Origin of the sequence: Chitinophaga fulva (assembly GCF_012927205.1) — a bacterium.
Taxonomy (GTDB): Bacteria; Bacteroidota; Bacteroidia; order Chitinophagales; family Chitinophagaceae; genus Chitinophaga; species Chitinophaga fulva.
In genome coordinates this window covers 206,728-230,471 of record NZ_JABBGC010000004.1, presented here as the reverse complement: position 1 = coordinate 230,471, position 23,744 = coordinate 206,728, and the positions used below count along the sequence as shown (strand labels likewise).

At 47.2% G+C, this 23,744-nt stretch carries 24 protein-coding genes; 6 read left to right on the top strand and 18 right to left on the bottom strand.

Going from position 1 to position 23,744, the window contains the following annotated elements:
- Positions 1-239: 239 nt before the first annotated feature.
- Both HHL17_RS29260 and HHL17_RS29255 read left to right on the top strand, forming a co-directional pair.
- Positions 240-3,320: a SusC/RagA family TonB-linked outer membrane protein gene (locus tag HHL17_RS29260; RefSeq protein ID WP_169228405.1), complete on the top strand. Its 3,081-nt coding sequence runs from the start codon at positions 240-242 to the stop codon at positions 3,318-3,320.
- A 10-nt stretch (positions 3,321-3,330) separates the two neighbouring features.
- Complete coding sequence (locus tag HHL17_RS29255) at positions 3,331-4,776, top strand: RagB/SusD family nutrient uptake outer membrane protein (protein WP_169228404.1); 1,446 nt, start codon at positions 3,331-3,333, stop codon at positions 4,774-4,776.
- 72 nt (positions 4,777-4,848) lie between these two features.
- On the opposite strand, the gene HHL17_RS29250 is transcribed toward HHL17_RS29255, so the two are convergent.
- Positions 4,849-5,490: an HAD family hydrolase gene (locus HHL17_RS29250; protein WP_169228403.1), complete on the bottom strand. Its 642-nt coding sequence runs from the start codon at positions 5,488-5,490 to the stop codon at positions 4,849-4,851.
- A 77-nt stretch (positions 5,491-5,567) separates the two neighbouring features.
- Here HHL17_RS29250 and HHL17_RS29245 point away from each other — a divergent pair, with 77 nt between their 5' ends.
- A complete protein-coding gene (locus HHL17_RS29245; RefSeq protein ID WP_169228402.1) occupies positions 5,568-5,903 on the top strand; it encodes a hypothetical protein in 336 nt (111 codons plus the stop codon).
- An 82-nt stretch (positions 5,904-5,985) separates the two neighbouring features.
- On the opposite strand, the gene HHL17_RS29240 is transcribed toward HHL17_RS29245, so the two are convergent.
- The 3 genes from HHL17_RS29240 to HHL17_RS29230 all read right to left on the bottom strand — a co-directional run bounded on the left by HHL17_RS29240 (position 5,986) and on the right by HHL17_RS29230 (position 7,903).
- Positions 5,986-7,119 (bottom strand): multinuclear nonheme iron-dependent oxidase, encoded by a 1,134-nt coding sequence (locus tag HHL17_RS29240; protein WP_317166632.1) that lies wholly within the window; start codon positions 7,117-7,119, stop codon positions 5,986-5,988.
- Between the two features lie 15 nt (positions 7,120-7,134).
- A complete protein-coding gene (locus tag HHL17_RS29235; protein WP_169228401.1) occupies positions 7,135-7,332 on the bottom strand; it encodes a chryseobasin-related MNIO class RiPP peptide in 198 nt (65 codons plus the stop codon).
- Positions 7,333-7,393: 61 nt separating this feature from the next.
- On the bottom strand, positions 7,394-7,903 hold the full coding sequence (locus tag HHL17_RS29230) for a helix-turn-helix domain-containing protein (RefSeq protein ID WP_169228400.1): 510 nt from the start codon (positions 7,901-7,903) through the stop codon (positions 7,394-7,396).
- 18 nt (positions 7,904-7,921) lie between these two features.
- Between HHL17_RS29230 and HHL17_RS29225 the strand changes: the two genes are divergently transcribed.
- The 3 genes from HHL17_RS29225 (at position 7,922) to HHL17_RS29215 (ending at position 9,794) form a co-directional block, all read left to right on the top strand.
- The gene (locus HHL17_RS29225) at positions 7,922-8,233 is read left to right on the top strand and encodes a TolC family protein (protein WP_169228399.1); all 312 of its coding nucleotides are present in this window, start codon (positions 7,922-7,924) and stop codon (positions 8,231-8,233) included.
- 12 nt (positions 8,234-8,245) lie between these two features.
- Complete coding sequence (locus HHL17_RS29220; protein WP_169228398.1) at positions 8,246-9,283, top strand: HlyD family secretion protein; 1,038 nt, start codon at positions 8,246-8,248, stop codon at positions 9,281-9,283.
- 160 nt (positions 9,284-9,443) lie between these two features.
- The gene (locus tag HHL17_RS29215) at positions 9,444-9,794 is read left to right on the top strand and encodes a winged helix-turn-helix transcriptional regulator (protein ID WP_169228397.1); all 351 of its coding nucleotides are present in this window, start codon (positions 9,444-9,446) and stop codon (positions 9,792-9,794) included.
- Positions 9,795-9,798: 4 nt separating this feature from the next.
- On the opposite strand, the gene HHL17_RS29210 is transcribed toward HHL17_RS29215, so the two are convergent.
- The 14 genes from HHL17_RS29210 to HHL17_RS29145 form a co-directional block, all read right to left on the bottom strand.
- Positions 9,799-10,260, bottom strand: coding sequence for a nuclear transport factor 2 family protein (locus HHL17_RS29210; protein WP_169228396.1), 462 nt, complete (start codon positions 10,258-10,260; stop codon positions 9,799-9,801).
- A 72-nt stretch (positions 10,261-10,332) separates the two neighbouring features.
- Entirely contained in the window at positions 10,333-10,857 is a 525-nt protein-coding gene (locus HHL17_RS29205) for a helix-turn-helix domain-containing protein (RefSeq protein ID WP_169228395.1), read from the bottom strand.
- Positions 10,848-11,321 carry an N-acetyltransferase gene (locus HHL17_RS29200; protein WP_169228394.1) on the bottom strand — a complete coding sequence of 158 codons (474 nt, stop codon included), beginning with the start codon at positions 11,319-11,321 and terminating at the stop codon, positions 10,848-10,850. Before HHL17_RS29200 ends, HHL17_RS29205 begins: the two co-directional genes overlap by 10 nt.
- Positions 11,322-11,371: 50 nt before the next feature.
- The gene (locus HHL17_RS29195) at positions 11,372-12,211 is read right to left on the bottom strand and encodes an SUMF1/EgtB/PvdO family nonheme iron enzyme (protein WP_169228393.1); all 840 of its coding nucleotides are present in this window, start codon (positions 12,209-12,211) and stop codon (positions 11,372-11,374) included.
- Positions 12,208-12,942 carry a hypothetical protein gene (locus HHL17_RS29190; protein ID WP_169228392.1) on the bottom strand — a complete coding sequence of 245 codons (735 nt, stop codon included), beginning with the start codon at positions 12,940-12,942 and terminating at the stop codon, positions 12,208-12,210. The genes HHL17_RS29195 and HHL17_RS29190 overlap by 4 nt, the downstream gene beginning before the upstream one ends.
- A gap of 39 nt (positions 12,943-12,981) precedes the next feature.
- Positions 12,982-15,162: an outer membrane beta-barrel family protein gene (locus HHL17_RS29185; RefSeq protein ID WP_169228391.1), complete on the bottom strand. Its 2,181-nt coding sequence runs from the start codon at positions 15,160-15,162 to the stop codon at positions 12,982-12,984.
- Positions 15,163-15,258: 96 nt separating this feature from the next.
- On the bottom strand, positions 15,259-15,816 hold the full coding sequence (locus HHL17_RS29180) for a hypothetical protein (RefSeq protein WP_169228390.1): 558 nt from the start codon (positions 15,814-15,816) through the stop codon (positions 15,259-15,261).
- Positions 15,817-15,843: 27 nt separating this feature from the next.
- Positions 15,844-16,719, bottom strand: a complete 876-nt coding sequence (locus tag HHL17_RS29175; protein WP_169228389.1) for a TraB/GumN family protein — start codon at positions 16,717-16,719, stop codon at positions 15,844-15,846.
- 127 nt (positions 16,720-16,846) lie between these two features.
- Positions 16,847-17,767, bottom strand: coding sequence for a hypothetical protein (locus HHL17_RS29170; RefSeq protein ID WP_169228388.1), 921 nt, complete (start codon positions 17,765-17,767; stop codon positions 16,847-16,849).
- Between the two features lie 27 nt (positions 17,768-17,794).
- Positions 17,795-18,472, bottom strand: a complete 678-nt coding sequence (locus HHL17_RS29165; RefSeq protein WP_169228387.1) for a Crp/Fnr family transcriptional regulator — start codon at positions 18,470-18,472, stop codon at positions 17,795-17,797.
- A gap of 283 nt (positions 18,473-18,755) precedes the next feature.
- Positions 18,756-21,464, bottom strand: coding sequence for a hypothetical protein (locus HHL17_RS29160; protein ID WP_169228386.1), 2,709 nt, complete (start codon positions 21,462-21,464; stop codon positions 18,756-18,758).
- Between the two features lie 269 nt (positions 21,465-21,733).
- Positions 21,734-22,336 (bottom strand): hypothetical protein, encoded by a 603-nt coding sequence (locus tag HHL17_RS29155; RefSeq protein WP_169228385.1) that lies wholly within the window; start codon positions 22,334-22,336, stop codon positions 21,734-21,736.
- A 263-nt stretch (positions 22,337-22,599) separates the two neighbouring features.
- A complete protein-coding gene (locus HHL17_RS29150; RefSeq protein ID WP_169228384.1) occupies positions 22,600-23,214 on the bottom strand; it encodes a hypothetical protein in 615 nt (204 codons plus the stop codon).
- Positions 23,204-23,707, bottom strand: coding sequence for an RNA polymerase sigma factor (locus tag HHL17_RS29145; protein ID WP_169228383.1), 504 nt, complete (start codon positions 23,705-23,707; stop codon positions 23,204-23,206). Before HHL17_RS29145 ends, HHL17_RS29150 begins: the two co-directional genes overlap by 11 nt.
- Positions 23,708-23,744 lie beyond the last annotated feature (37 nt).

Below are 23,744 nucleotides of genomic sequence, written 5' to 3'. Positions count from 1 at the left end.
GTTATCCGGACCACAAACAAATATCAACCAATCAAACCGGCATCCTCCCGGCTGCCGATTGAATTACATCAATCTATCAGTCATACCATTTTACGCATTCATCAGCCGAAGGCTGATACAGGATTTGTATGTGATCAACTGAACAGAGAGCGGTATACTGATAACAACTGACCTAAGCAACCAACATCAACGCCAGCCATTACCGGCCTGCGGGATTTTTTAACCTGTAATTTAAAAATATGGTTTTCAACATCCATACCAGGAACAATACTGACACGATCAGGCCTGGTATCCTGAGATTGTCACTCACGGCTGCGCTCTCCCTGTTCCTACTACTCCTATGCCATTCACGAACGCTGGCGGCCACCGACACCTTACGTGTAACCGGCACCGTTACCGACAGCACCGGCGCCCCCATGCCAGGCGTACTGGTAAAAGTAAACGGCTCCTCGCAAGCCACCACCACCGACGCGACGGGTCACTTCGTACTAAAACAGGTACCCACAGGCGCCACCATCCTCTTCAGTATGATGGGTTATCTGCCACAGGAAATAAAAGTAGGCAGCCAGCCGCTATATGTCCGCCTGCGGCCCGGCATCCGGCAGCTCGACGAAGTAGTGGTCACTGACGGCTATCGCGTCACCACACGCGCGGCCAACACCAGTGCCATCGGCACCATCAGCGGTTCAGCACTGGAAAACAAACCATTCTCCACCGTCATGCAGAGCATGCAGGGCAAAATAGCAGGCCTCTCAGCACCACTGACCAGCGGTCAGCCCGGCGCCAATGTCAATATCCGCATCAGAGGCGTAGGCTCACTCTCCCTCTCCTCTGATCCGCTGATCGTGGTAGATGGCATGATCGTCAACTCCGGCCAGCTCTCCGGCGCCGTTACTACTTCCAATGCACTCGCCGGTATCAACCAGAACGATATCGAAAGCATTGACGTATTGAAAGATGCCGCCGCTACAGCGCTGTACGGCTCCCGCGGCAGCACCGGCGTTATCGTCATCACCACTAAAAGAGGCAAGATGGGGAAAACACAGGTCAGGGCAGATGCCGAAGGCGGCGTAGCCAGCCAGATCCCTCTCCCCCATGCCGGCAGACCGCTGAACGCTGCACAATACGCTGAACTGTTCCGCGAAGGCCTTCGCAATTCCGGCTACACCGACGCACAAACCAATGACCTCGCCGATAAATATGGCCTGAACAGCGGCAAAAGCAACGACTGGAACGACCTCGTTACCCGCACCGGAAGCCAACAGCAATACAACGTAAGCCTCAACAGCGGCACCGAAAAAACAAAACTGTTCGCCTCCGCCGGTTATTTCAATCAACAGGCCACTACTATCGGGGCCGACTTCAAACGTGTGTCCGGCCTGATCAACTTTGATCATCAGATCAATAAACGTTTCCTGTTGTCTGCTGGCGTCAACATATCCAATGTGGACCAGAACACACCTTACAGCACCCAGTACTCCGGCAACCCCACCTGGGCAGCACGGGCACTGCGCCCCTACCAGCTGGCCTACAACGACGACGGCTCCATCAACACCAGCATCGCCGGCAACACCAATTTTCCTGGCATCTACAATCCTTTATGGATCGCTAAAAACGATAGCAAACGCCTGTCTGAAACAAGGATGCTCGGTAATGCCAAACTCAAATGGAATATCTGGGACAAGCTCGTTTACACCAGCTATTTCAGCATCGATTACAACACGCTGGAAGAAACCATCTTCCTGAATCCGATAATGGGTGACGGCGTATCTGCCGGCGGCACCAGCAAAAACTATTATTCCCGTTATACCAACTGGCTTACCCGTAACCAGCTGGATTATCGTTATGATATTCCCGGATATGATAATTTCTATGTAACCGCCTCCGTAGGTTATGAAGCACAGAAATCTAAAAAATACCTGCTGGCCGCCGTGGGCAGCGGATTCCCTTCCGCGCATGAAGACCTTACCGCGCTAAGCAACGCCGCTACGCCAGTAGGCGCCTATGGCCAGTTCAGCAACTATGCCTTTACGTCTTTATACTCCAGTGCGAGCATCAACTACCGCAATAAATATGCACTCAACGGTTCTTACAGAAGGGACGGCTCTTCCCGGTTCCCGCCCAATAACCGCAACGCCGGCTTCTATTCCATCGGCGGCACCTGGAACGTACACGAAGAGGATTTCTTCCAGCAACAACGGATACTGTCATCACTGAAAATCCGCTCCTCCTATGGCACCACCGGCAACGCCAATCTTGGTAACTACGACTGGATGCCACAGGCCAACTACAGCAGTTCGTATAGCTATGCCGGTTATAATGGCAGCCAGTATTCCATCATCGGCAACACCGATCTGCGCTGGGAAACCTCCAAAAAATTCGATGCCGGCGCCGACATCGGTTTTCGGAACGATCGCTTTATACTGACCGTCGATTACTATTACAATAACATCGATGGCCTTATCCGCGCAGTCAACACCTCCCTGACCACCGGCTTCGGCGCAGTAAGCCAGAACGTAGGCTCTATGGTCAACAAAGGCTGGGAATTCACCATCAAAGGGGACATACTGAAGTGCAAAGATTTCAACTGGAACGGCAATTTCAATCTTGCCCTCAACAAAAATGAGATCACCCGCCTGCCACAGGGAACCCTGGAGCGTAACGACATGTTCTACCTCAAAGAAGGATACAGTTTCAACAACTATTATCTGAAAGAATTCGCCGGTGTAGACCCGCAGACAGGCAGTCCGCTGTATTATACAGATGGCGGGCATTCCGCCACCACCACTGATATCTCCAAGGCAACATATATAGTGCTCAACAAACAATCCGTCCCCAAATACATGGGAGGCTTCAGTAACGTATTTACTTACAAAGGCATCAGTCTGGGTGTAGATTTCAACTATAACCTCGGCTACTGGGTATACGGCGCATCCGACATTTACTTCACCTCCGGCGCTTATTACACCTACAACAAATACCAGTTTATCTACGACAGACGTTGGACTACACCTGGTCAACAGACCGACGTGCCTAAATTCAGCACCACAACAGACAATTCCGTGAGCACCTACCGCCTGTACCGTGGCGACCATATCCGGTTGCAGAACATCAGCATCGGTTATGATTTCAGCCACATGGCGCTGGCAAAACGATTAGGCGTCAACAAGCTGTATGTGTATGGCAGAGGCACTAACCTATGGACCAAAACTTTCGATGACCGTCTGCCTTTTGATCCCGAAGTCAGCTATTCCGGCTTCGACTATCAGAACATGCTGAAATACAAAACTTTCACTTTCGGGATTAACGTAGGATTTTAAACCATTGATCATGAAGAAGAACAACAAATACATATGGCTGCCGCTCCTGATGGCCGCCACCACCCTGATAAGCGCCTGTGGCAAACAGTTCCTGGACGAGCAGCCACCCACGTCCGTTTCCGTGGAGAAAGGCATCCTGACCGATACCGACATGATGGAATCGCTGGCCGGTTTATACAGAAACCTGGACAACTACTTTCTCTTCGGCCGCAATGCCGTTGTATTCGGCGATCTGCTGGCAGACAACGTGTATCTCAGCAGTACTAATTCCAGCCGCCTGCTGACGCAGTACAGTTATACCTTTATTGTATCCAGCCCGGACGCCAGGCTACTGTGGTCCCAGAGCTACTACAGCATCCTGCAGGCCAACCGTATCATCGGCGCCCGCATCAATGTGAATAACAATGTTAATCAGCTGAAAGGCGAAGCTTATACCATTCGGGCGTTGTGCTACCTGAACCTTGTCAACTGGTTTGCCACTCCCTACACCGTAAAGCCCACCTCAGACGGCGTACCGTTGGTCACGCTATCCACCGATGTAGGCGGTGCTTTCATTAAGCCGGCACGCAATACCGTCGCCGAAGTGTACGATCAGATCATCAGCGATCTGGACAGCGCCTATAAGATCATGCCCGATGCCACTCCTTCCATCCATACCACCAGCTCCAATTTCATCGCCAAACAGGCCGTAAAGGCGTTACAGGCACGTGCTTACCTGTACAAAGCCGATTACGACAAAGCCCGTGATGCAGCGCTGCTGGTCGTGAAAAACGGCGGCTATACGCTGGCCGCCGATGCCAACAGCTTCAATGCCTATTGGGCATCATCCGCAGCACGTACCGATAAGCTGGAAACTATTTTTGAGCTGAACAACTCCGCCGCCGCCAACAACGGCCCCGAAGGAATGGACTACATGTACTCCCGCAACGGCCTCGGTGACCTGCTCGCCACCGATGATACCTATGCGCTGTATACGGCAACGGATAAACGCCGGACACTGATCATCGACAGCCTCCGTGGCGGCTATCAGGCATATATCGTCAACAAATACCAGAATGCCAATAAAACAGATAAAGATGAAGTGAAGCTGTTACGTTATGCAGAAGTGCTGCTGACACTGGCCGAATCCTACGCCAGACTGGGCGACGAAGCCAATGCGCTGCTTTACCTGAACAAAGTGGCACAAAACCGCGACGCCGCGCTGACAGCCTATACCTATAGCGGCACCGCGCTAACAGATGCCATCATCCGTGAGAGACGCAAGGAACTGGCCTTTGAAGGGCTCCGTTTCTTTGACCTCACCCGGACCAACGCAGACATCAATCGCCAGAATATGGGCGTAAAAGGCTATACCAGTTATCCGACTGTAAAAACCACCGACTTCAGAAGACTGCAACCTATTCCTGAAGTGGAAACCGGCGCTAATCCAAATATCAAACAGAACCCGGGTTATTAAGAGAGCAGTGAATTACAAAGGCCTCCTGCTTCGTTTAACGGAAGCAGGAGGCCTTGCATGTAAAGAGATTATTTACAGGAAACGAGGCAGGTCTTTCATCGAATAAAATACCTCCGCGCCAGCGGCCTCCAGGTAAGCAGCGCTATGATCGCTGGCATATCCCAAAGCCCGGAACCCGCCGGCCCTGGCAGCTTGTATGCCTGCCAGGCTGTCTTCCACCACCACACATTCCGCAGGATCAAATCCCATCGTGGCCGCAGCATGCAGGAAAATACCCGGGTCAGGCTTCCAGCTGTTGATGGTATAGGCACTGAATATCCTCCCTTCAAAAAAAGGCAACAGGCCTGTCAACCGTAAATTCAGCTCTATCTTCTTCACCGGTCCGCTGGACGCCACACAGAAAGGCAGTGTGAGTTGTTCCAGCACTTCCCGGATACCATCCACCGGCTTTACTTCTTTCTCAAACAGTGCATAAGAGCGGGTGCGGTATTGCTCGATAAAATTATCCGCAAAGGGGCGGTCTGTCAGCGCCTGCAAAATAGCCACAGCCTCCACGAGGTTCCGGCCACTCATCACACGCACGGCTTCTTGTTCTTCCATGCTCACACCGTATTCCGCTGCCAGTCCCAGTAATACCCGGATACCAATAATTTCGCTGTCTACCAGTACACCATCACAATCAAATATGACGCATTTCACGTTGTTTGTATTCATATATCTGTCATTGGGAACATAAAGATAATTGTGGTACGGTTATTTCTTACATTCATCCATCACCCAATACCAGTGTTATGAAAATCATGCTTATGCTAATAACAGCCCTCACGCTTTGTAGCTGTGCCACCACCCTGACCAGCAGCCGCTTTACCTCCGCCGAGTTAAAGCCGGGAATCGGTAAACAGGCCGTCATTGCCCGGTTTGGAAAACCTTTCAAAAAAAGTTTCACCAAAATCGGGGAAGTATTGTATGAAGATTTTTATTACAAGGAAACTATTTACAAGGACTATTGGTTTGAAATCAACAACATCCTGCATTTCGAGGACGGGAAGCTGGTTTCCCTTGAACAGGGAGAAGAAAAGAGATTATATCAGTCGCCTGTTATAATGGAGAGGAAAGTAATTATTTGATCCCTTCAATTTTTAATTGTCTCCGCCCGTCACACACATAAAATTGTGTGAGATATCTAACCAGCTGTTTAGGTAAATTATGTTAAAAAATAGGGTCTTTCCGTCTCCACTTCTGTGCAATCTTCGCCGCTGTCTCAATCATGGCAGGGTCCCAGCTTTCAATCTGCCAGGCGGAATGTGCCAGCGACGATGCCTGTAAAGCTTTCATGAGCGCATCAAAAGAGGTAGCCGTTTCCAGTATTTGCGACAGCTCCAGCTGCTGCTGGTACAACGATTCGTCTTCCCGTGCCTGGGCTGGTATTTGCAGGGCTTCCGGCAGGAAATTATTCAGCGGGGCCGCCGTTTTGTTTTTGTATTTAATGAGTTCGTCCATCCGGAGGAAATCGTGGCCGAAGGCTGCACGGCTGCTGTCGCAATCCAGTCCGGAGCCCAGCTGTTCCAGCACAACGTATTTCAGCGAAGGACAAAAGTCGATCGCTTTATCGAGGTAGGCGAACACTTCTTCGGGTACGGCATCATCGTGCGTATCACGGCGAACGGTCTTTCCCGGCGTAGCGCCGGACACTTCCCAGCTGCCACCGGAAATATGTATCTCCCTGACACGATGCAACGGATACAAGCTGTTCAGCGCTTCAAAAGTGAGATTAAAATTATGCGCCTGACAATAAAGATTGTGCAGATCGAGGATCATAAAACCGTTGACCGGTTCCAGTAACTCGTTGAGGAAATCGCCATGCTTTTTTACTTCTTCCAGCGAATAAGAGAAAGCCAGGTTTTCCAGGCCTACCGGGCAACTGCAGGCATCCTGCATGCGCTTCAGCCGATCACGGCCTATCTCCAGGGTGACCGGCGTATAAGGGATATTTAATGGTGCACCATGATGGAAGTCCCGGCCAGTCATAAAGCCGAAATGTTCCGTTACATGATCGAACTGGTAACGACGGCTGACGGCCTTCAGATCGTTCAGCCATTGTTGTTGTTCCGGAAGCCATCTCCCCGAAAAAAGGGAGAAAAAAACACCATGACCAATAAGCCTGTTTTCATTACTGAAAACGCTCAATAATTCCCCGAACCAGGCAGGTACCTCCTCCACCGCATATAATGCGTCGAAAGACCATTCAATAGCTTCAACCCTGGCCTCCTCCATAAGGGGCAGGCAGGCGGCCAGGATGTTGTTGTCCAGATTACAGGCAACTGTTGAAAATATTTGCGACACGATTCACGTTTTTAATCAGCCCATCCCACAAGCCGGGCAGCCATCCCCCGCGGTCTGTGGCTTTGAGGTGTCTTTCCTCTCCGTCACCGTATCTTTTTTAACTGCTTTTTTCTCTTCTTTTACAGCAGGGGCTTTGGGTTCATTACACGATGGGGCGGCTTGTATCGTAATACCTGCCAGGATAGCTCCCAGCAATGATTTTGACAGATTCATACTTTGGGTTTTTAAATGAATGAAAATATTTGATTATAAAACGGAACAACTAATGAAAATGTTACCGTTTGAACTTACCGGGAGATATCCCAAACCTTTTCCGGAAAGCAGTACTGAAATTATTGGGAGTGGTATACCCCAGCAGGTAGGCTACCGTGCTAACCTGTTCCCCTTCCAGTAGTAATTTCCGTGCTTTCTCCATCCGGAGGTGATGAATATAACCGAATACAGTGTCTCCAAACACGCTCTTAAAACCATTTTTTAGTTTGAAGATATTCAACCCCGCCTGACGGCTCAATTTTTTGAGTGAATGGTCCATTTCCGGATCTTTATCTATAAGTTCCTTAATAAAATAGAGCTTCTCTATATCCCCGGCACTTTCCAATAAGTATCCACAGGCTTTTCCCGGGAATTTTTCCTGCAGCGCCTCTGTTTGCAACATAAACAGCTCCAGTACCCGGGCCTCCATCAACATTTTACCGTAATAGCCGGTACGCCGGGAGGTAATCATATCGGTGAGTACGGAGAGCATTTGCGGCGTCACATGCAGCAAGCCGGTGTTAAGCATCATCTCATTACGTGCCAGCTGTTGGCGCAGCGAAGTATGTACCGTGACAGGCTGCAAGAGCGCATCCGGCAGGAAGTAAATGCCTGTTACCAGCATTACCGGCAGGCACTTCAGACGGTACAGCTATTGCAGACCGCCATTGACCAGGCCTCCGAAAACAACCGTATACAAACGGAACGCTATCAGTATAACACCACCTCTGTCACCGATATGATAGACGCCAACAGCCGTCTGTACCAGGCCATGGCCAATATAGCCATAGCGCGCTCCGATGCCAGTCTCGCATGGTTCCGGTTACTAAAGGCGACCGGCAGTATCACAACATCCTATTAAATAGTATATCACATGGAAGAAAACAGGAAAAAGAGAAAAATGCTGTTACCGGTAGTGTTACTGGCAGTAGCAGCCGCCGGTATCATCATCGGCATAAACAGGTACCAATTCTATCGCACACACGAGGAAACAGACGATGCACAGATCGATGGAGACCTGAGCGTAGTTGTATCCAGGGCCGGTGGTTATATCGACTCTATTTATTTTGAAGACAACCAACGAGTGATAAAAGACCAGTTGCTCATCAAACTGGAGGACAGGGAATATCACCTGAAACTGGAACAGGCAATGGCGGCGCACAAACTGGCCAATTCCCGCATTGATGTTGCCACCACGCAGGTCGCTACCTCCGAGGCCGCATCATCAGGTTATAAAGCGGAGGTGGAAGCCGCCAAAGCAAAATTATGGCAGGCAGAACAGGACTTTAGCCGTTACACCGTATTGGTAGCCAAAGGCGCCGTACCCCGACAGCAATATGATCAGGCGAAAACAACCCGTGATGCCGCCGCCGCTACCTATGCCGCCGCCAGCGGCCAATACAACGCCGCCATTGAACAGATCAGCAACCACCGTTCACAATTGCAGGTAACACATACTGCCGTCAGCCGCGAAGCAGTGGATATAGATTACGCACAGCTGATGTTGTCATATACACATATTGCTGCACCGGTCACCGGTCTTGTGACCAAACGCAAGGTACAGCCCGGACAACTGGTACAACCCGGACAGACGCTCTTTTCGGTAGTCGACGAAAATAGTTTGTATGTAACCGCTAATTTTAAAGAGACCCAGTTAACGCATATGCACCCAGGGCAACCGGTAAAGATACGGGTAGATGCTTACCCCGATATGGAACTGAGCGGCACGGTCCACAATTTCGCAGCTACCACAGGCGCTAAAGTAGCATTGTTGCCGCCGGACAATGCCACCGGCAATTTCGTCAAAGTAGTGCAGCGCATTCCAGTGAAAATAAAACTACAAACAGCTGATACGACACTGCATTTACTACGGCCAGGCATGAACGTAGAAGTAACGGTGAATACCCGTTAAAAAAGACCGGGCTGCCTCAGTAACATGAGACAGCCCGGCTTTTAGTACTGTCAAACGGGAAGGCATTTCCTACTAATACTGATCCATATGGACAAATTTATCATTATAGGCAGCCCGGCCCGAAATAGATATATTTGAGCAGCAAATGCAACCGTGCCTTATGTATGTCAAAAAGTTACCCGAACTGGATTATGGCGTAGCCACCACCATCAAAGCCCTTGGCGGCAAATGGAAAGCCTGCATACTGGATTGTCTTCATCTGGGCATACGCCGTCCCAGCGAGCTTTGCCGCAACATTCCCGGCGCTTCCCTGCGGGTATTAAGCCAACAGTTAAAGGAACTGGAAGCCTGTCATATCGTCTACAAAAAAGTATATGCAGAAGTACCCCTCCGGGTGGAATATTACCTCACCAGCTGGGGCGAATCCCTGTGGCCCGTTATTGTAGCCATGAATGAATGGGGCAATGCCTACCTGCATCATCACTGTAACAGTACGCCACAGGAATCATGATCTTTTACCGGTGCTTTTCCGGATTATTGAACTGCCATAATACATTAACGATCTTCCACTCATCATTGAGCTTCACCAGGTGCATATAATCGATCCACTCATCGGCATAAAGCTTCACAGAAGCCGTTTGAGTACTCACATCCAGCAATACCACCTCTTTTCTGGGATTAGCCAGGAACTTGTCTCCTTTCGTATTGTAATTACCTGCCAGCAAGATCATCTCGTCTGCATGGGATTCCCGCAGATACTCCCGTGACGGCTGTTTCGAATATTTCCAGAATGTACGTTTTACCAGTCGCGGGTGAAGGCACCTGGACATTTGAGCAGTATCCGGCCGGTGTTGGGATTCGATATAATCCAGTGCAGCCTGGCGGATAGCGAGGGAATCAGCCTTGGTCTGCGCATAGGTGGAGAGGGCCAGGCTGCTGTACAGCAAGGCCACAAAGGTAGCTACAGTATGTTTCATCAGTGTGTTTGTTGATAACAGAAAGGTATCAACGAAAAAGAGAAGGATTGTTACCGTTGGTGTAAAAGAAGTTCAAATAGAAACCCGAAGGGGGTTTTTCACAAATTTCTTTTCAGCTTTTCTTAAATCCTTGTTTGTGCCAATAAAGTGTTCTTTCTGTTTTTCAACAAGCCGATACCAGTAGGTTGCAGGTATAGCATTATTGGAATGCAGCTCAAGGCGAATGATAACACTTTCGCTGGGAGCCCTGTGATTATTAATCAACTGGCTTAACAGCGTTTCATGAATATCAATTTCCGCAGCAAATTCGTTTCTTTTCTTGTGAATCAGCTGTAGGTATTCTTTCAGGAAATAACCAAATGTCAACTGATCATCATACTCTCTGTTATTAATATACTCTTCCAGACGAAATTTTAACTGTAACAAATTAGCAATCAACCGCTCCTGCTCTGTCATCCCAGCCTGTGTTTTCTTCCGTGCGGCAGCAAGCTGTTTCCTGGCCTCAGCCTCCTGTGCAGGTGAAAGTTTTTCAGTTATTACCACATCTTCTGCCAGCTCTTCCAGTTTTTTCTTTGAAAAACCTTTCTTCACATACATAAAACATATTTTTTTACAATATTCAACAATCTCCATCCGTCCAGAAACAACTGCCAACCAGCATCTTCCATTCCGTATTTTTCTATATAATGTTGTCTGATTTCTGTTTTAGGCACTAAAGAGACGCAGGCCATTTCACCATATTTTGTTAAGCTTAACTGACAAGCATATCCTATCAAACAGCCAACAATTCCTTCATATTTTTTCTTTTTCCCAATATTCTCCTTAGAGGAAGTGATTAACTTTATTTCTACCCTGGCTTCATCCGGAAAATGAATAAGCCCCATTACTCCTAAAATTCCGTTTTTCTCCTTTAGCTGTAACTTATACACAACCGGACTACCTTCCAGCGTCCGCCAGTTAAAAAAGAATCTGTCTTCTGTCAAATTCTTGAGATCACTTTTCAGCGTTTCGGTTATTATGACACTTTTTCTTTCTCCTGAAGCAAGTTCAATAATTTCCATTATTGAAGATACAAAATACTTTACAAAAAACGTAAAGTATTTACTCCCTGTTATTTCTTCACCACCCTAAACCCCAGGTTACTAAACGAGGCTCCTCTTTTCACCCTGCCAATATCCACAGAATTAAAAAAGGCGCAGGAATTTTTGCTGCACCACCAGGAACCGCCACGGGCGTGCACGGAACGGCTGTCGGGCTTATCTGTTGGCAGCCGGCCTTCGCAGTATTCAAAGACGTTGCCATACATATCGTACAGGCCCCATGCATTAGGTTTAAAACTACCTACTGGTGCGGTGTACATATATCCGTCGGTGCTGTCGGCCTGAAGGTGGTCGCGGCCATGCCATACATTGGCGTAGGTGGAAAGCGGCATCATATCATCGCCCCAGAAATAGGTGGTGGCAGCGCCGGCACGGGAAGCTATTTCCCATTCATCGAGGGTAGGCAGTCTAACGCCGGCCCAGTCGCAATAAGCAATGGCATCACGATAGCTGATGGTCGTTACCGGATGGTCCATTTTATTTTCGATGCCGCCACGGGTAATACCGTTGGGATAACGCCAGCTGGCGGTAGAGTCTTCGAGCCAGCGGAATTCACGCAGCCCCGGACTGAATACCAGCGCGTTTTTGTTTCGTTCTGCATCGGTGACATAACCGGTCGCCTGCACGAACTTTTCAAATTCGGCGTTGGTCAGCTCTGTCGCTGCGATGTCGAAACCATTGGTGTGCACAGTACGCAGCGGATTGTTGATATAACCTTTTCTGCCGAGGGCATAGTCGCCGGCTGGTACATGCACCAGACGCTGCGACTGGCCATTAACAGCATTTACCCCGGCCAGCAACAGCAGGACCGGGGTAAATCGTTGCAGACAATATGTTAAAAAGCCGCTCATTTGCCGATGGTATTATAATAATCGGTGGCTCTTTTGATGATCAGGTCTTCGTTGCCCTTGTTGAAGTCGATATAGGACTGATAGTCGGCATTCTCGCCATACAGCTTGCGGAAAGACTGAGAAGCCATGAATGGCTTATATTCATTGTTCTTCATCAACAGCATCAGCAGTGTCAGCAGGTCACGGTCTTTCTGGTCCCTGTTGTACACCTCAATGATATAGGGGATCATCTCCCGCCCGTTGATCTCTACGATGGCCATTTTGTAGTTGGCCCCCATTCTTTTGCTGCGGTCTGTAGATTCTTTGATCAGTGCCATTACAGAATCACGGTTACTGATCATGAATTTGCTCTGCCGGTCGCTCCATACGCTTTCGTTGAAACCATCTGCCATCTGACCGAATATCTTTTTTTCTTCGTCTTGAATGGGCGGACGTACGTCACAGTTCTGGGCACTGATTTCAGCGTGGATCATATGGTAGGTGAACTTCTCCCGTAAAGACAGGCCCATATAATCTTTGTTACTCAGAGGCGAACTGTCATCCTCAGCATAGGGAGTTTTGTCGATCAGCGCTTTTACTTTTGCCAGTCCATAGGGAGGTACGGTTAATTTGCCCCGGTAAGCAGCATAGGCCTCGCTGGATTTACTCGCGTTCTTCCATTCCGGTCCTCCATCCTGCGCGGAGAGGCGCAAACATCCTAAAATGGCGGCAACAAACATCAGGTATTTCATGCTTTTTTATTTAGACTGCTAAATTAAGACATCTCCGCATTATTTAACCCTTCTGGACTCACTTTCCAGTCCGGAGCTACGTTCCCGTGCCCTGGCCAGTTTTACGTTACCAAAACGGTAGCTGAAGCCTAGTCTCAACTGACGGGAGTCTTCATACCCTTTGTTCCGGTAGTACAGTCCGTCGAAATCCCGGACGCCATACCAGCGGGCCGTTTGAAAGAGATCGTTGATACCGATCCGCACAGTGCCCTGGTCTTTCAGGACTTTACGTTGTACCCCGATATTCAGCTGCCAGTTATGTTTGCTTCGCTGGAAACCACCATAGATATCGGGCGACTGATAATTGCCGCTGATCTCCGCCTGTGTTTTCTTATCAAGATCAAAGACCTGCTGCACATTAAGTTGTACGGTATTGACGCTTAGTTTGGCATGCCTGCGTTCATCGAAGGTGATGAGGTTCTGCTTATAAAACGCGTTCACGTTGGCGGAGATGTTCCACCATGGCAGCGGCGATACGCTGGACGACAGATTCAGCGCCAGCAGATGTTGTGATCCGACATTCTTTGGCGTCATCACCATTTTGTTGCCACTGATACTATCCGACACCGGCACAAACATATCACGGCGATGGGTATACGTCAGCGAGGCAGACAGGATGCCGGTGGCATTATACCCCACCGTGACGCTGTTGGAATACTGGGGCCGCAGGAAAGCATTCCCCTGCCAGGAGGAGAGTTCATCCAGCTGGTAGGAAAACGGGTTTAAGTCTGTATAGGTAGGCCGGTCTATCTTCCGGTTGTACAACAATGAAAAGTGATGCAGGTCCGACGGGCGGAAGGACAGCTGCATAGACGGAAAAAAGTCCAGGTAACGGTTGTTCACCTGCTGTGAGGTATCTTTAGCGGTGGCCTGGCTCTTGGCGTGCAATACGCCATCTGCCACCGTTTGCTCCATGCGCAGGCCTGCCTGTAACTTCCATTTCCCCCACTGTTGATCGGCCATGGCGTATGCTGCATATACTTTTTCATCGTAGCGGAAAGTATTGCTTTTTCTTTCGTTCAGGTAATCTGCTTTGTCTCTCACGTCAAATATCTGTACCCAGTTGTCACTCACCACTGCATTGCCTTTGATACCTGCGTAAATTTTGCCGCGCTGCACCGGCTGTTCATAGTCAGCTTTGATACCGTAGATATTGATATCACTGTTATTAAACGTACGCAGCGTATATTGACTGGTTTCGGTGACACTGTCGGCTTTCAGGAAATGGTTGTACAGGATATTTTTGATACGGGCCCGGTAATAGCCATAGTCCAGGTCCGTGGTAAATAACCTCCCGCTGGTATCCTTGTATTGATAGTTGACGTTGTAGTTTTTCCAGTTTTGTTTCTGCGAATAGTAGTCGTTCGTAGCCTTCAGCATAGATGTCAATTGCCCTGTGGCAGCATCTGCGAGGTAGGTGGTGGTGTTGGTCATCCCTGGCCCGAAGTACAGGTTAGCATTCATCATCACCCCAACGGTATGCCGGCTGTTGATGTTGTAATCGGCTCCCAGTTTGAAATTGACAGGATTACGCATATCCACATCGCGGGTACGGTTATCGATGATCTCTCCTTCCTGTATACGGTAGAAATCATATTCCATGTTATGATATCCGAAGTAGTGGTTGTAGTTACCATACAGATTAAGCTTGCCGGTACGGTAGTTCAGGTTCAGCGCTCCTTCTGTTTTGGGTGTCTGTCCGAAATGCATACCAGCAGCGATATCCCCGTTGAGCCCTGAAGCGGTATTTTTCTTCAGGCGGATATTGATGATGCCACCGCTGCCTGCCGCGTCATATTTACTCGATGGATTAGGCAGCAGTTCTATACTATGGATATTGGCGGACTGCAATGATTTCAGCAATGCTGCCAATGCGTCGCCCTGCATGTAGCTGGGCTTACCATCGATATACACGGTAACACCCGATTTTCCATTCAGCGAAATATTGTTGGTGGGGTCCACCATCACGCCGGGAGAGCGTTTCAACAGTTCCAGTGCATTACTGCCCATGGCATTTACACTGTTACTGACATTATACACTACTTTGCCATCTTTGAATTCCACCGTTTTCTTTTTAGACACAATGGAGATTTCTTTCAGTTCTTTAATGGTTGAGTCTCTCTTTTGGGCAGTTACGTAGGCGGGTAAACTGGCCAGCATCAACAAGATAAATTTATGCATACAGTACGGTCAAAGCTCACAAAATACACAAGGGACATGGATTTTAATAACCGCTTATAAAAATGCCGGGAACATTTTCCCGGCATTTTTCAGTAGTTACTCACCAGCAGTCAGATCAGCGATCTGTTGCCGGATTTCTTTCACATATCTGCCATAGTAGGATTCCAGTGTGCATTCGGTGACTATGCCTATCAACGTGACAACACCAGTCAAAGCAACAGCCAGCACTATGATACCATTTACATTCAACTTGTCCTGAATACTTTTCAATATATGGGGGGTATCCACCAAACCATACAGCGTAGCAAATCCAAGCATCAGTACCAGTATGATGTAGGTAAAGGAACGGTACATTTCCAGGTGTATCCTGATTTCATAATAGGCGCCATACAGATGCTCTTTAGTGGACAGGTTGGCGGTAGACAGGCGCTGATAGAACTGGTAGAATTTATAGAGATAATATCCGGAGACAGACACCAATATGGCGTAGAGGCAATAGTAGCCGACCATTACCAGCGGGCTGAGTACAAAGTAGCGGGGCAGTGCTGCCAGGAAGATCAGGCTGATAATCTGGAGAATACCTTCCTGTCTCATGTTTTTCCGGATCTTGTTTACAGGTTGATTAGTGGCGGGAGTAGACAACTGGAGATGCATATGTGTAATTTTTGCGGTGTGATCAAATCAGTTTAAAACGGGAGTAACAGTGTAACCTTTGGCTTTCAGCAGTTGAATGATGCCATTTTCCCCGGCGAGGTGGCCGGACCCAACAGCGAAGAAGCAGCTATTGGCCTGCATCATAGCGGGCATTTTAACGGCCCAATCTGCATTGCGGCGTGTCAGCATCCAATAGCTCATGTCGGCGTCGTTCATTTCCTGCATTATTACATCGATGTCTTCAGCTTTGTAGGCCTTGACCATCCGTGTGGTTAATTGTTTCAGTGAGTCGATGGTTTGTAGGAATTTAAAAAAGAAGGCATCGGAAAATCCTTTGTTCATGTAGTCCACTTGTTCTTTCATTGTTTCCAGCGTGGTGAACTTCATTTGTTTTTGCTGGGCATATTGATAGAGCGCTGCTTCCTGGCTGACTGGCTGCGGGCAGGTAAAGCCCAGGCGGACCAATACCGCCACCAGCGCGCTCAGACGAATGCTGTCGAAACGCTGGAAAGGCACTCCCGTTTTAGCGCGCAGTACGGAATCCACCAGCGCATATTTTTCTTTGGACAGTCGCTGGCTTTGGGGGACATCGGACATGATCTCTTTTTGCGCCACCTGTAGTTCTGCGGGATCAAAGATGTTGGCTTCTATCACCAGCTGGCTGGTACCGGCAAATGCTTTCTTTGCTTTTTCGCTGATGATGAAATCATCTTTACAGAGCATATGGAAAGTACCAAACAGGTAAGAAGGCTTATCCAGCCCGTTACCGGATATTTTCCACAGGACTGTTTTCTCTGTGGGCTGTGGCTGTGTGGGCTGTGGCTGTGTGGCGGCAAAGGGAGCGGAAGTAATGGTACATATAGTGACAATGGCGAAGGAGAGTTTTTTGAGCAACTGTTTCATCGTTTAAAAGTTTATTTACAGTATTAGTTGCAGCAGATAAACTTTCGTTACAGTTTTCTCAAAAAAAATTAAAAAAAATTTTCCGGCACTAAGAATAGTGCCGGATCAGATTCTAAGTGGATACAGTTCAGATATCTATCATTTCCTGTGCAGCTTCCATAGGTACGTCTGTTCCTGCGTCGATCACTCCTATGAGTGAGTATTTTCCTTTGGGTACTTTGTCGGGTATTACAAATTCCACCACACGTCTCTGTTCCGGGAACAGCGGGAACATGGGTACATCGATCTTCGTTTTATCGCCTGTGGCGATATTGGATAGTTCCAGATAGCCGGTGCATTCAAGTTGCACCGTCCCGGTATTCTGACACGTGATGTGACATATCCGGGCACTGGTATCGGCGTGGTCAAAGGAGAGTATCTTTACATCTTTATAAGTAAGGGATGGGGGTGTCTGATAAAGGTGTACCCCTACCCTGACTTTATTTGTCACGTTTGTTTTCAGGCCGGTGGGCGATTCCACTACCTGTTCTTCCGTCGTTTCGAGGAAGAGCATGGTCCATTTCATTTCACCGGTGGCGGCGGCTGAATCGGGCACCTGCATTTTGATCGGAAGATCTACGGTCTGTCCCGTATCTACTTCCACAAATGTTCTCTCCAGCTTTATCCAGCGGGCGCAAGAGCGTTCGGTGGTGCCTGGTGCGGTGTAAACATGCACGCCCAGCGAGTCCCTGATCCAGTCCATGAGATACAGCGAAAACTGTTTCTTCTTGTTCAGGTGATTGACAATAAATACATGGGCAGCACCGGTTTGCCCGTTATTCAGCTTAAAGTCTATGGTAGACGGTTTTATGGTCAACCCTCTTTTATTGCCGGTGTCCGCTGCGGGCTTCGCCGGGTTCTTCATAGCGAATGGCGACCCGGGCGTCATTCGCGTTTTACTGGTGTCAATAGCAGGCCTTGCGATCATACTTTTTTTACCGGTAGTATCCTGGGCCTTTATAAATAGAACGCTGAACAACAGGAATAATAATAGCATCAACTGTTTCATAGCACGGTAGAATTTGATGATATTGAATTATATATTCGGTTTTCCGTCTGAACAATAAATCAGGTGTTCCAATTTTCTGATATCCGTTATAATGATTTTTCCATCTTTTATCTGGATGATTTTTTCATCACGCAGATCACTGAGTGTTCTGATCAGGGACTCTTTTGCCACACCAGCAAGCGCTGCCAGATTACAGCGGCTGATATTCATACTGAATTCGCCCTGATTGGTAGGATTATATTTTTTACAAGTGATCAGCAGTGCTTCCGCTACTTTCTTTCGGAGAGGGCTGTAGGCCATCCGGAGCATCTGTTCCTGTTTCTCCGCGATATTGCCGGCGAGTATGTCCAGGAACTTTCGCAGAAAGCTGCTGTTGTACTCGAAATGAAGTTCCAGGTCGGTGCGGGAAATAATAATGAGCTCGGCATCTTCGATTACTTCGGCTGTTTCACGGTATCTGCCGCTGTCCAGCAGGGCATTGAATCCGATAAAATCGCCTTCGTGATACAGGCCCGTGATGAGCTCTTTTCCCTCTTCATTCCATTTACTGGTTTTTACTTTTCCTTTGAGGATGTAGAAAATGGACGCCGCGGTTTTCCCTTCTGCATAAATAATTCGTTTCTTTTTAATACTGATTACGTTGCCGTCGTCGACCTGCGCTTTCAGCAGCTCGTCTACAGTGGTAACAGGGTTAAAAGAATGCATAGCCGGGGTTAATGAGTGTTTACAATCCGCCTCCTCTTCAATAAACATTACCTTTTTCATCTTTCAGCAATTAATTAGGACATGACAATGACATACATACTAACTCTTTTTGGGGGAACGGTTCTTCAATTCAAACGGGATATGGTTAAATTTTCTTGAAAGAGAGGTGTTTTTCTTTCGGGGTTATCATCAGGATAAAGCTATCACGATTTGGGGTGCATACTTAAACAAATAAGTCTCATATTTTTCATAATTATGGTATTTAGCATTTGGGGTTATCACTTTACTTTTTCGACTTAAAGAATCTTACTACCCTGCTTTTGTCTACTATCTCAAAATCTGCTGTTGCTTCCAGACGGGTAGCCACGTCCACTGAATAGGACATCACCTTGGGTTTTATCTTATCACTGAACGCCTCTGGATTTAGAGAAACGGCATACTTGCCGGCTGGTACGTTCATAAAATAACTACCCATGTCGTCTGTCAGGGTGCTATACAGCATGCCTGTACTGTCTGTTGCGATTACTTTGATGTTGCTGCGAGGGAAATTGCTCCTGGCTAGGGAGTCAGAACTGATCAAGATCTTCCCGGTAATTACCCGGCTCCTTTTAAAAGGAATGAAGATAGTCAGATCTTTGTTCACTGGAACCGTTTGTGTTAAACCGGAGGCAGGTATTACACCTTTGACGTTGTTTGCGCCGCCAAAATCCAATTGGTATTTACCTGGTGTGACATTTCGATAGGAGATAGAGCCTCTTTCATCTGAGATAAAGGGAATACTGTTGATATTGATCTGCAGATTAGGGATAAGCTGCTCTCCGGCGTCTCTGGTTCCGTTACCATTAACATCAAAAAATGGTAAAAGGTTCAGTGTGAAGTATTTTTTCCTGAAAATTATTGGTACATTAAATTTTTTAGTCATTGATAAGCTGACATACTTATCACCCAGGCCATTCGGGGTAAGGCTGCCACTCTCCAACGGTATCATCGCAGAGGCGCTCACGTCCAGTCCGTTCTTCGCATTGCTGTACATAATATTGCCGCCCACCTGATGATATATCAGATTATCATACAACGATTTGGAGAAATTGTAATAGATATTCGTCTTTACCCGTTTAAACAAAGTAAACGTCATAAACGGGCCGGCCAGCATTGTTTGTACATATCGCAGAAAATTCTTTTCTGCTGTCTGGTCAAACACGGGTTGTTGCATAAAGGTACCTTTTACACCAAAGACCTTATAAGCCAGCGACATGTTCGTATTAGTGAGAAAAACAGCTTTTTTATCGACACCGTATGAACCATTATACCCGTTAATAGAATTCAGGAAGAAACTGAATTTTTTACCTGCCTGTTGTTTTATATACATCTCTCCGAAGATATATTCAGGCATGGTGCTGCCAATGACCATACTTTGTTTCATCATGCCGCCACTGAGGGAGAAGGAACCATTCACAAAGCCATGGCTGTACTTGAGGCCGTATTTGGCAATGTTGAACTTAAAGGCATCTGTGTTGTAGATAGTATCCCGGAGGGTGTTCACACCGGAGCGATTGTACTGGTAAAAAGCCCCGAGCGCGTTAGTGCCAAACCTCCAGCTAAAGTCATGGAAGTGATACATCAGCCCTTTGTTCAGGCCTGGGAAATGATCGCTGTAGTATTGCACCAGACTGGAGAAATCGATCCGTTTTCCATGATAGGCAAAGTTATAGCCCAATGCCATGCCTGGTTTGTCCGGAAAGCCTGCTATTTTCGCTGCGAAGAAATCCATGCCCACCCCTGCATTTACCGCTACTAATACTTTGGGGGTATTGAACAACTGCACTTCGTTATTGAAAAGATAAGACTGGCGCCGCTGTATATGGTCTACATCTCCTGCAATTCCCTGCAGCACGGTGACTTTTCCTACCGGATACTTGGCGGTCATCGTAATGTTATCATTGGTAAACCAGGTGAGTGCATTACTATGTTTGGTGCCGCTGATCGTAAATTCTGTATTGGGTTTAGGCCGATAGGTGATTTTACCGCCATTACCATATGTAAAAAAGTACCTGATGTCGCTCATGTGTCCTGCATAAAGATCCCAGCGTTTTGTCTGGTAATTGAACCCCATCACGTTTTGTTCGAGGTTATTACCCAGGCCATATTGTTTGGTGCGGTAAAAAAAGGAAAGCTTGTTGTCACCAATGGGGATCTCACCGTGCATACCACCATAGTAACTAACCTGCTTTCCCCATATCATGACGCCTGTTTCTAACCAGAGCGGGAAGGTAATATAGGGTGACTCTTTTTCCCTTCGTTCATGCTGCACCCGCTCGAGCGTAGCGTAGTTCATATAACTTACGCCCAGGGTATCTTCCACGTTTATTTGCAACTTCTCCGTTTTCAGCATATTCATCGCCTTATCCTTCAAATGATAGGAAAAGGAGTACACCGTATCTGTGCCAGGCTTTAACCAAAATTTCTCGGTACTGTTAATATCCAGATTACGGCTTCTGATATTGGCCAGGTAAGCTCCGGGAACAGTGCCGGTATTCCTAACCCGGAGCATAACTGTAAAGTCTTTCTCCTGACCTTTTAATTGGATAACACTTGTAAGGGGGGTAACTAAAAACTCACAGATCGGTTCCGCTTTTATATAAAATCGATATGCTTTTGCATCGATCTGCACTTGTACAGGCTTCCAGAGCGCCGGCGCATTCTGTTGCCGCATCAATATCACAGACACTACCTCTGACTGGTCTGGATCCAGCACCTTTGACAAAGACTTCGCAGGGGCCATCAACCGCCAGCCGTCCGGGACCGTCACCGATAACTGAAAGGACTGTGCCTGATGATACTTATTAGTAATCCGAATATTATTATACAGAAAGCGGCTATCTTTATTGGCAGCCAGCGAATCCTTTAACGTTACAACAAAACCGGCAACTCCCTGCCCGGAAACATCCGGGATGTAGATAGTGCAACAGAGATGCCACAAAATGCACAACATGGGGGGTAACGATAGTTTCATCTGGCTGACAGGGGGGTAAAAGGGGTACATCCAACTTATTCTCTCTCGGGGAACATCCAACTTATTGAGGTAACATCCAGGTTAAAGAGGTAACATCCAACTGTTTGAGGTAACATCCAACGTAAAAACATCTAACATAAACATCTAACGAGCACTCAACCAACATCCAACAAACTATTCAGCTTCGAGCTTTGGGCAAGTAAGCCTTCTCTCTCGAAAAGGCTTACTTGAGCGTCCAATCCTTGATATTATAACTGTGTTGCAGTCAAAATAACACCGAGGCCATAAGTACCTGCAGCGAAATCCCATCCTGGATCTGCTTTGAATTTCACAGAGAATGGTTTGTTGACACCATGTACACCATTGTTGATCAATGGAGCGGCAGCAACTGTCAGCGGGTTCCAGGCCATTGGAGTAGCATTAGTACCACCGGTACCATTGCTGTGCAGATTGTATTTCAGTATAGAGCAAGGCATAATTGTGTTACCAGTGCCGCTACCTACATACAAAAAGTTAGGGGAAGCAGATTTGATAGTTACGTTAAAGTTTCTGTTGGAGCTAACATAAAAATTAGCAGATTTGTGACCGAAGAAGTCTTCAAGCTCTTCACCGCAGTTATAATCTTCTTTGCTATCGAATTTTGCACACATAACATCCAACGGAGGGCAAATTTCAATTACATTGCATAATTCAAGGCTAACGAGCACTGCAGAGTAATCAGTAGAAACGCCACAGCATTGGGGAGCCGGGGTTTGATAAGAAGAGTTGGGAGAAACAGGAGCAGATCCTGATTGCGCGTAACCTGCTAAGGCAGCAATTGCAAAAGCTGCAGACAATAATAGCTTTTTCATTTTTTTTGGGTTTAAAAGTTTTGAGAAAACAGCAACCTGAATGATGAAATGCGCATTCTTTAATCAAGGTTTGTGACACAATATTAGAGCTATTTAATTTCCATATTGATGACCACCATCATCATTTTAAAATTTCTTTAACAACTCGATGGCATACTCGATCTCAGGCAGCTGAAACCCGCTACCAGACAACAAAAAAGTCATAAAAAAAATATTCCCGTTAACTAGCCGTTAACGGGAATACACACTCGCAACCGATTGTTTCATATATCTTCCTTCAATTCATCCTTTATCTTTTTTATCTCCTTCTGATACTTTCCATAGTATATCTTTAACCATACTTCTGTAGCTATTACCGACAATACCATGAACACCACAAAAATCGCCGCTATCTTAAACACCATCCATACACCGACTGGCGTGCCCGCTGCATGCATAAACCCCGGCTTCATCAACATATACATGATCACAAAACCAAACGCCAGCATCATCAACGCATAAGTAAGTAACCGGTACATTTCCATATGCAGTTGTATATCATAATACACTTCATACAAATGCTCTTTGGCAGATAATACAGATGATCCCAATCGCCGGTAGAACCGGTAAAAACGATAGGCGTAATATCCGCAGATGGCCAGCATAACACCATACAAACAATAATAAATCACGGACATTATCTCTGTAGGCATACTTCGTCCATACAAACCAATCACGATAAGGGCAATCAGCTGCCCCCACGCTTCATGCCTCATGTTCTTCCGGATCTTGTCTACCGGATGATGAGCGGCCTTTATCTTTTCAACGTTGTCAGGGACTACCATACCCCTCCCTCCATCATCCGCATTCCACAGTGATTGTATATCATCAAAATTCATATCCTTGTAGTTTAATCAGTTCTTTTAATTTTGTTTTGGCCCGGTTGAGCTTTACGCGGGCGTTGCCTTCCGAAATACCCAGGTTGTCTGCTATCTCGCGGTGAGAATAATTTTCCAGGTGATAAAATACCAATGCTTTTTCCAGCCTCTCCAGCTGCTGTACCGCCTTGTAAAAATGATACAGCTGCAATTCCTTTTCCGATGTCCGATGCTCCTCGTCTGCCAGATGCTCCGGCATAGTATCAGATGTCTCCAACTGCCGCCGCTCCTTCTTAAAGAAAACAATCGCCGTATTCAGCGATACCCGGTACATCCAGGTGGAAAAACGGCTCTGCTCCTGAAAAGAATCGTAAGACTTCCACAATTGATAAACAATTTCCTGGAACAGGTCCTGTTGATCATCAGCAGTATCCATATACATCTTACAGATCTTGTGAATGATCCCCTTGTTGCTTTCTATATGTGCCAGAAATGCCTGTTCCTTATTTTTCAAGATGGATAGCTTTAGTACATTTTCCTGATTAGTATCC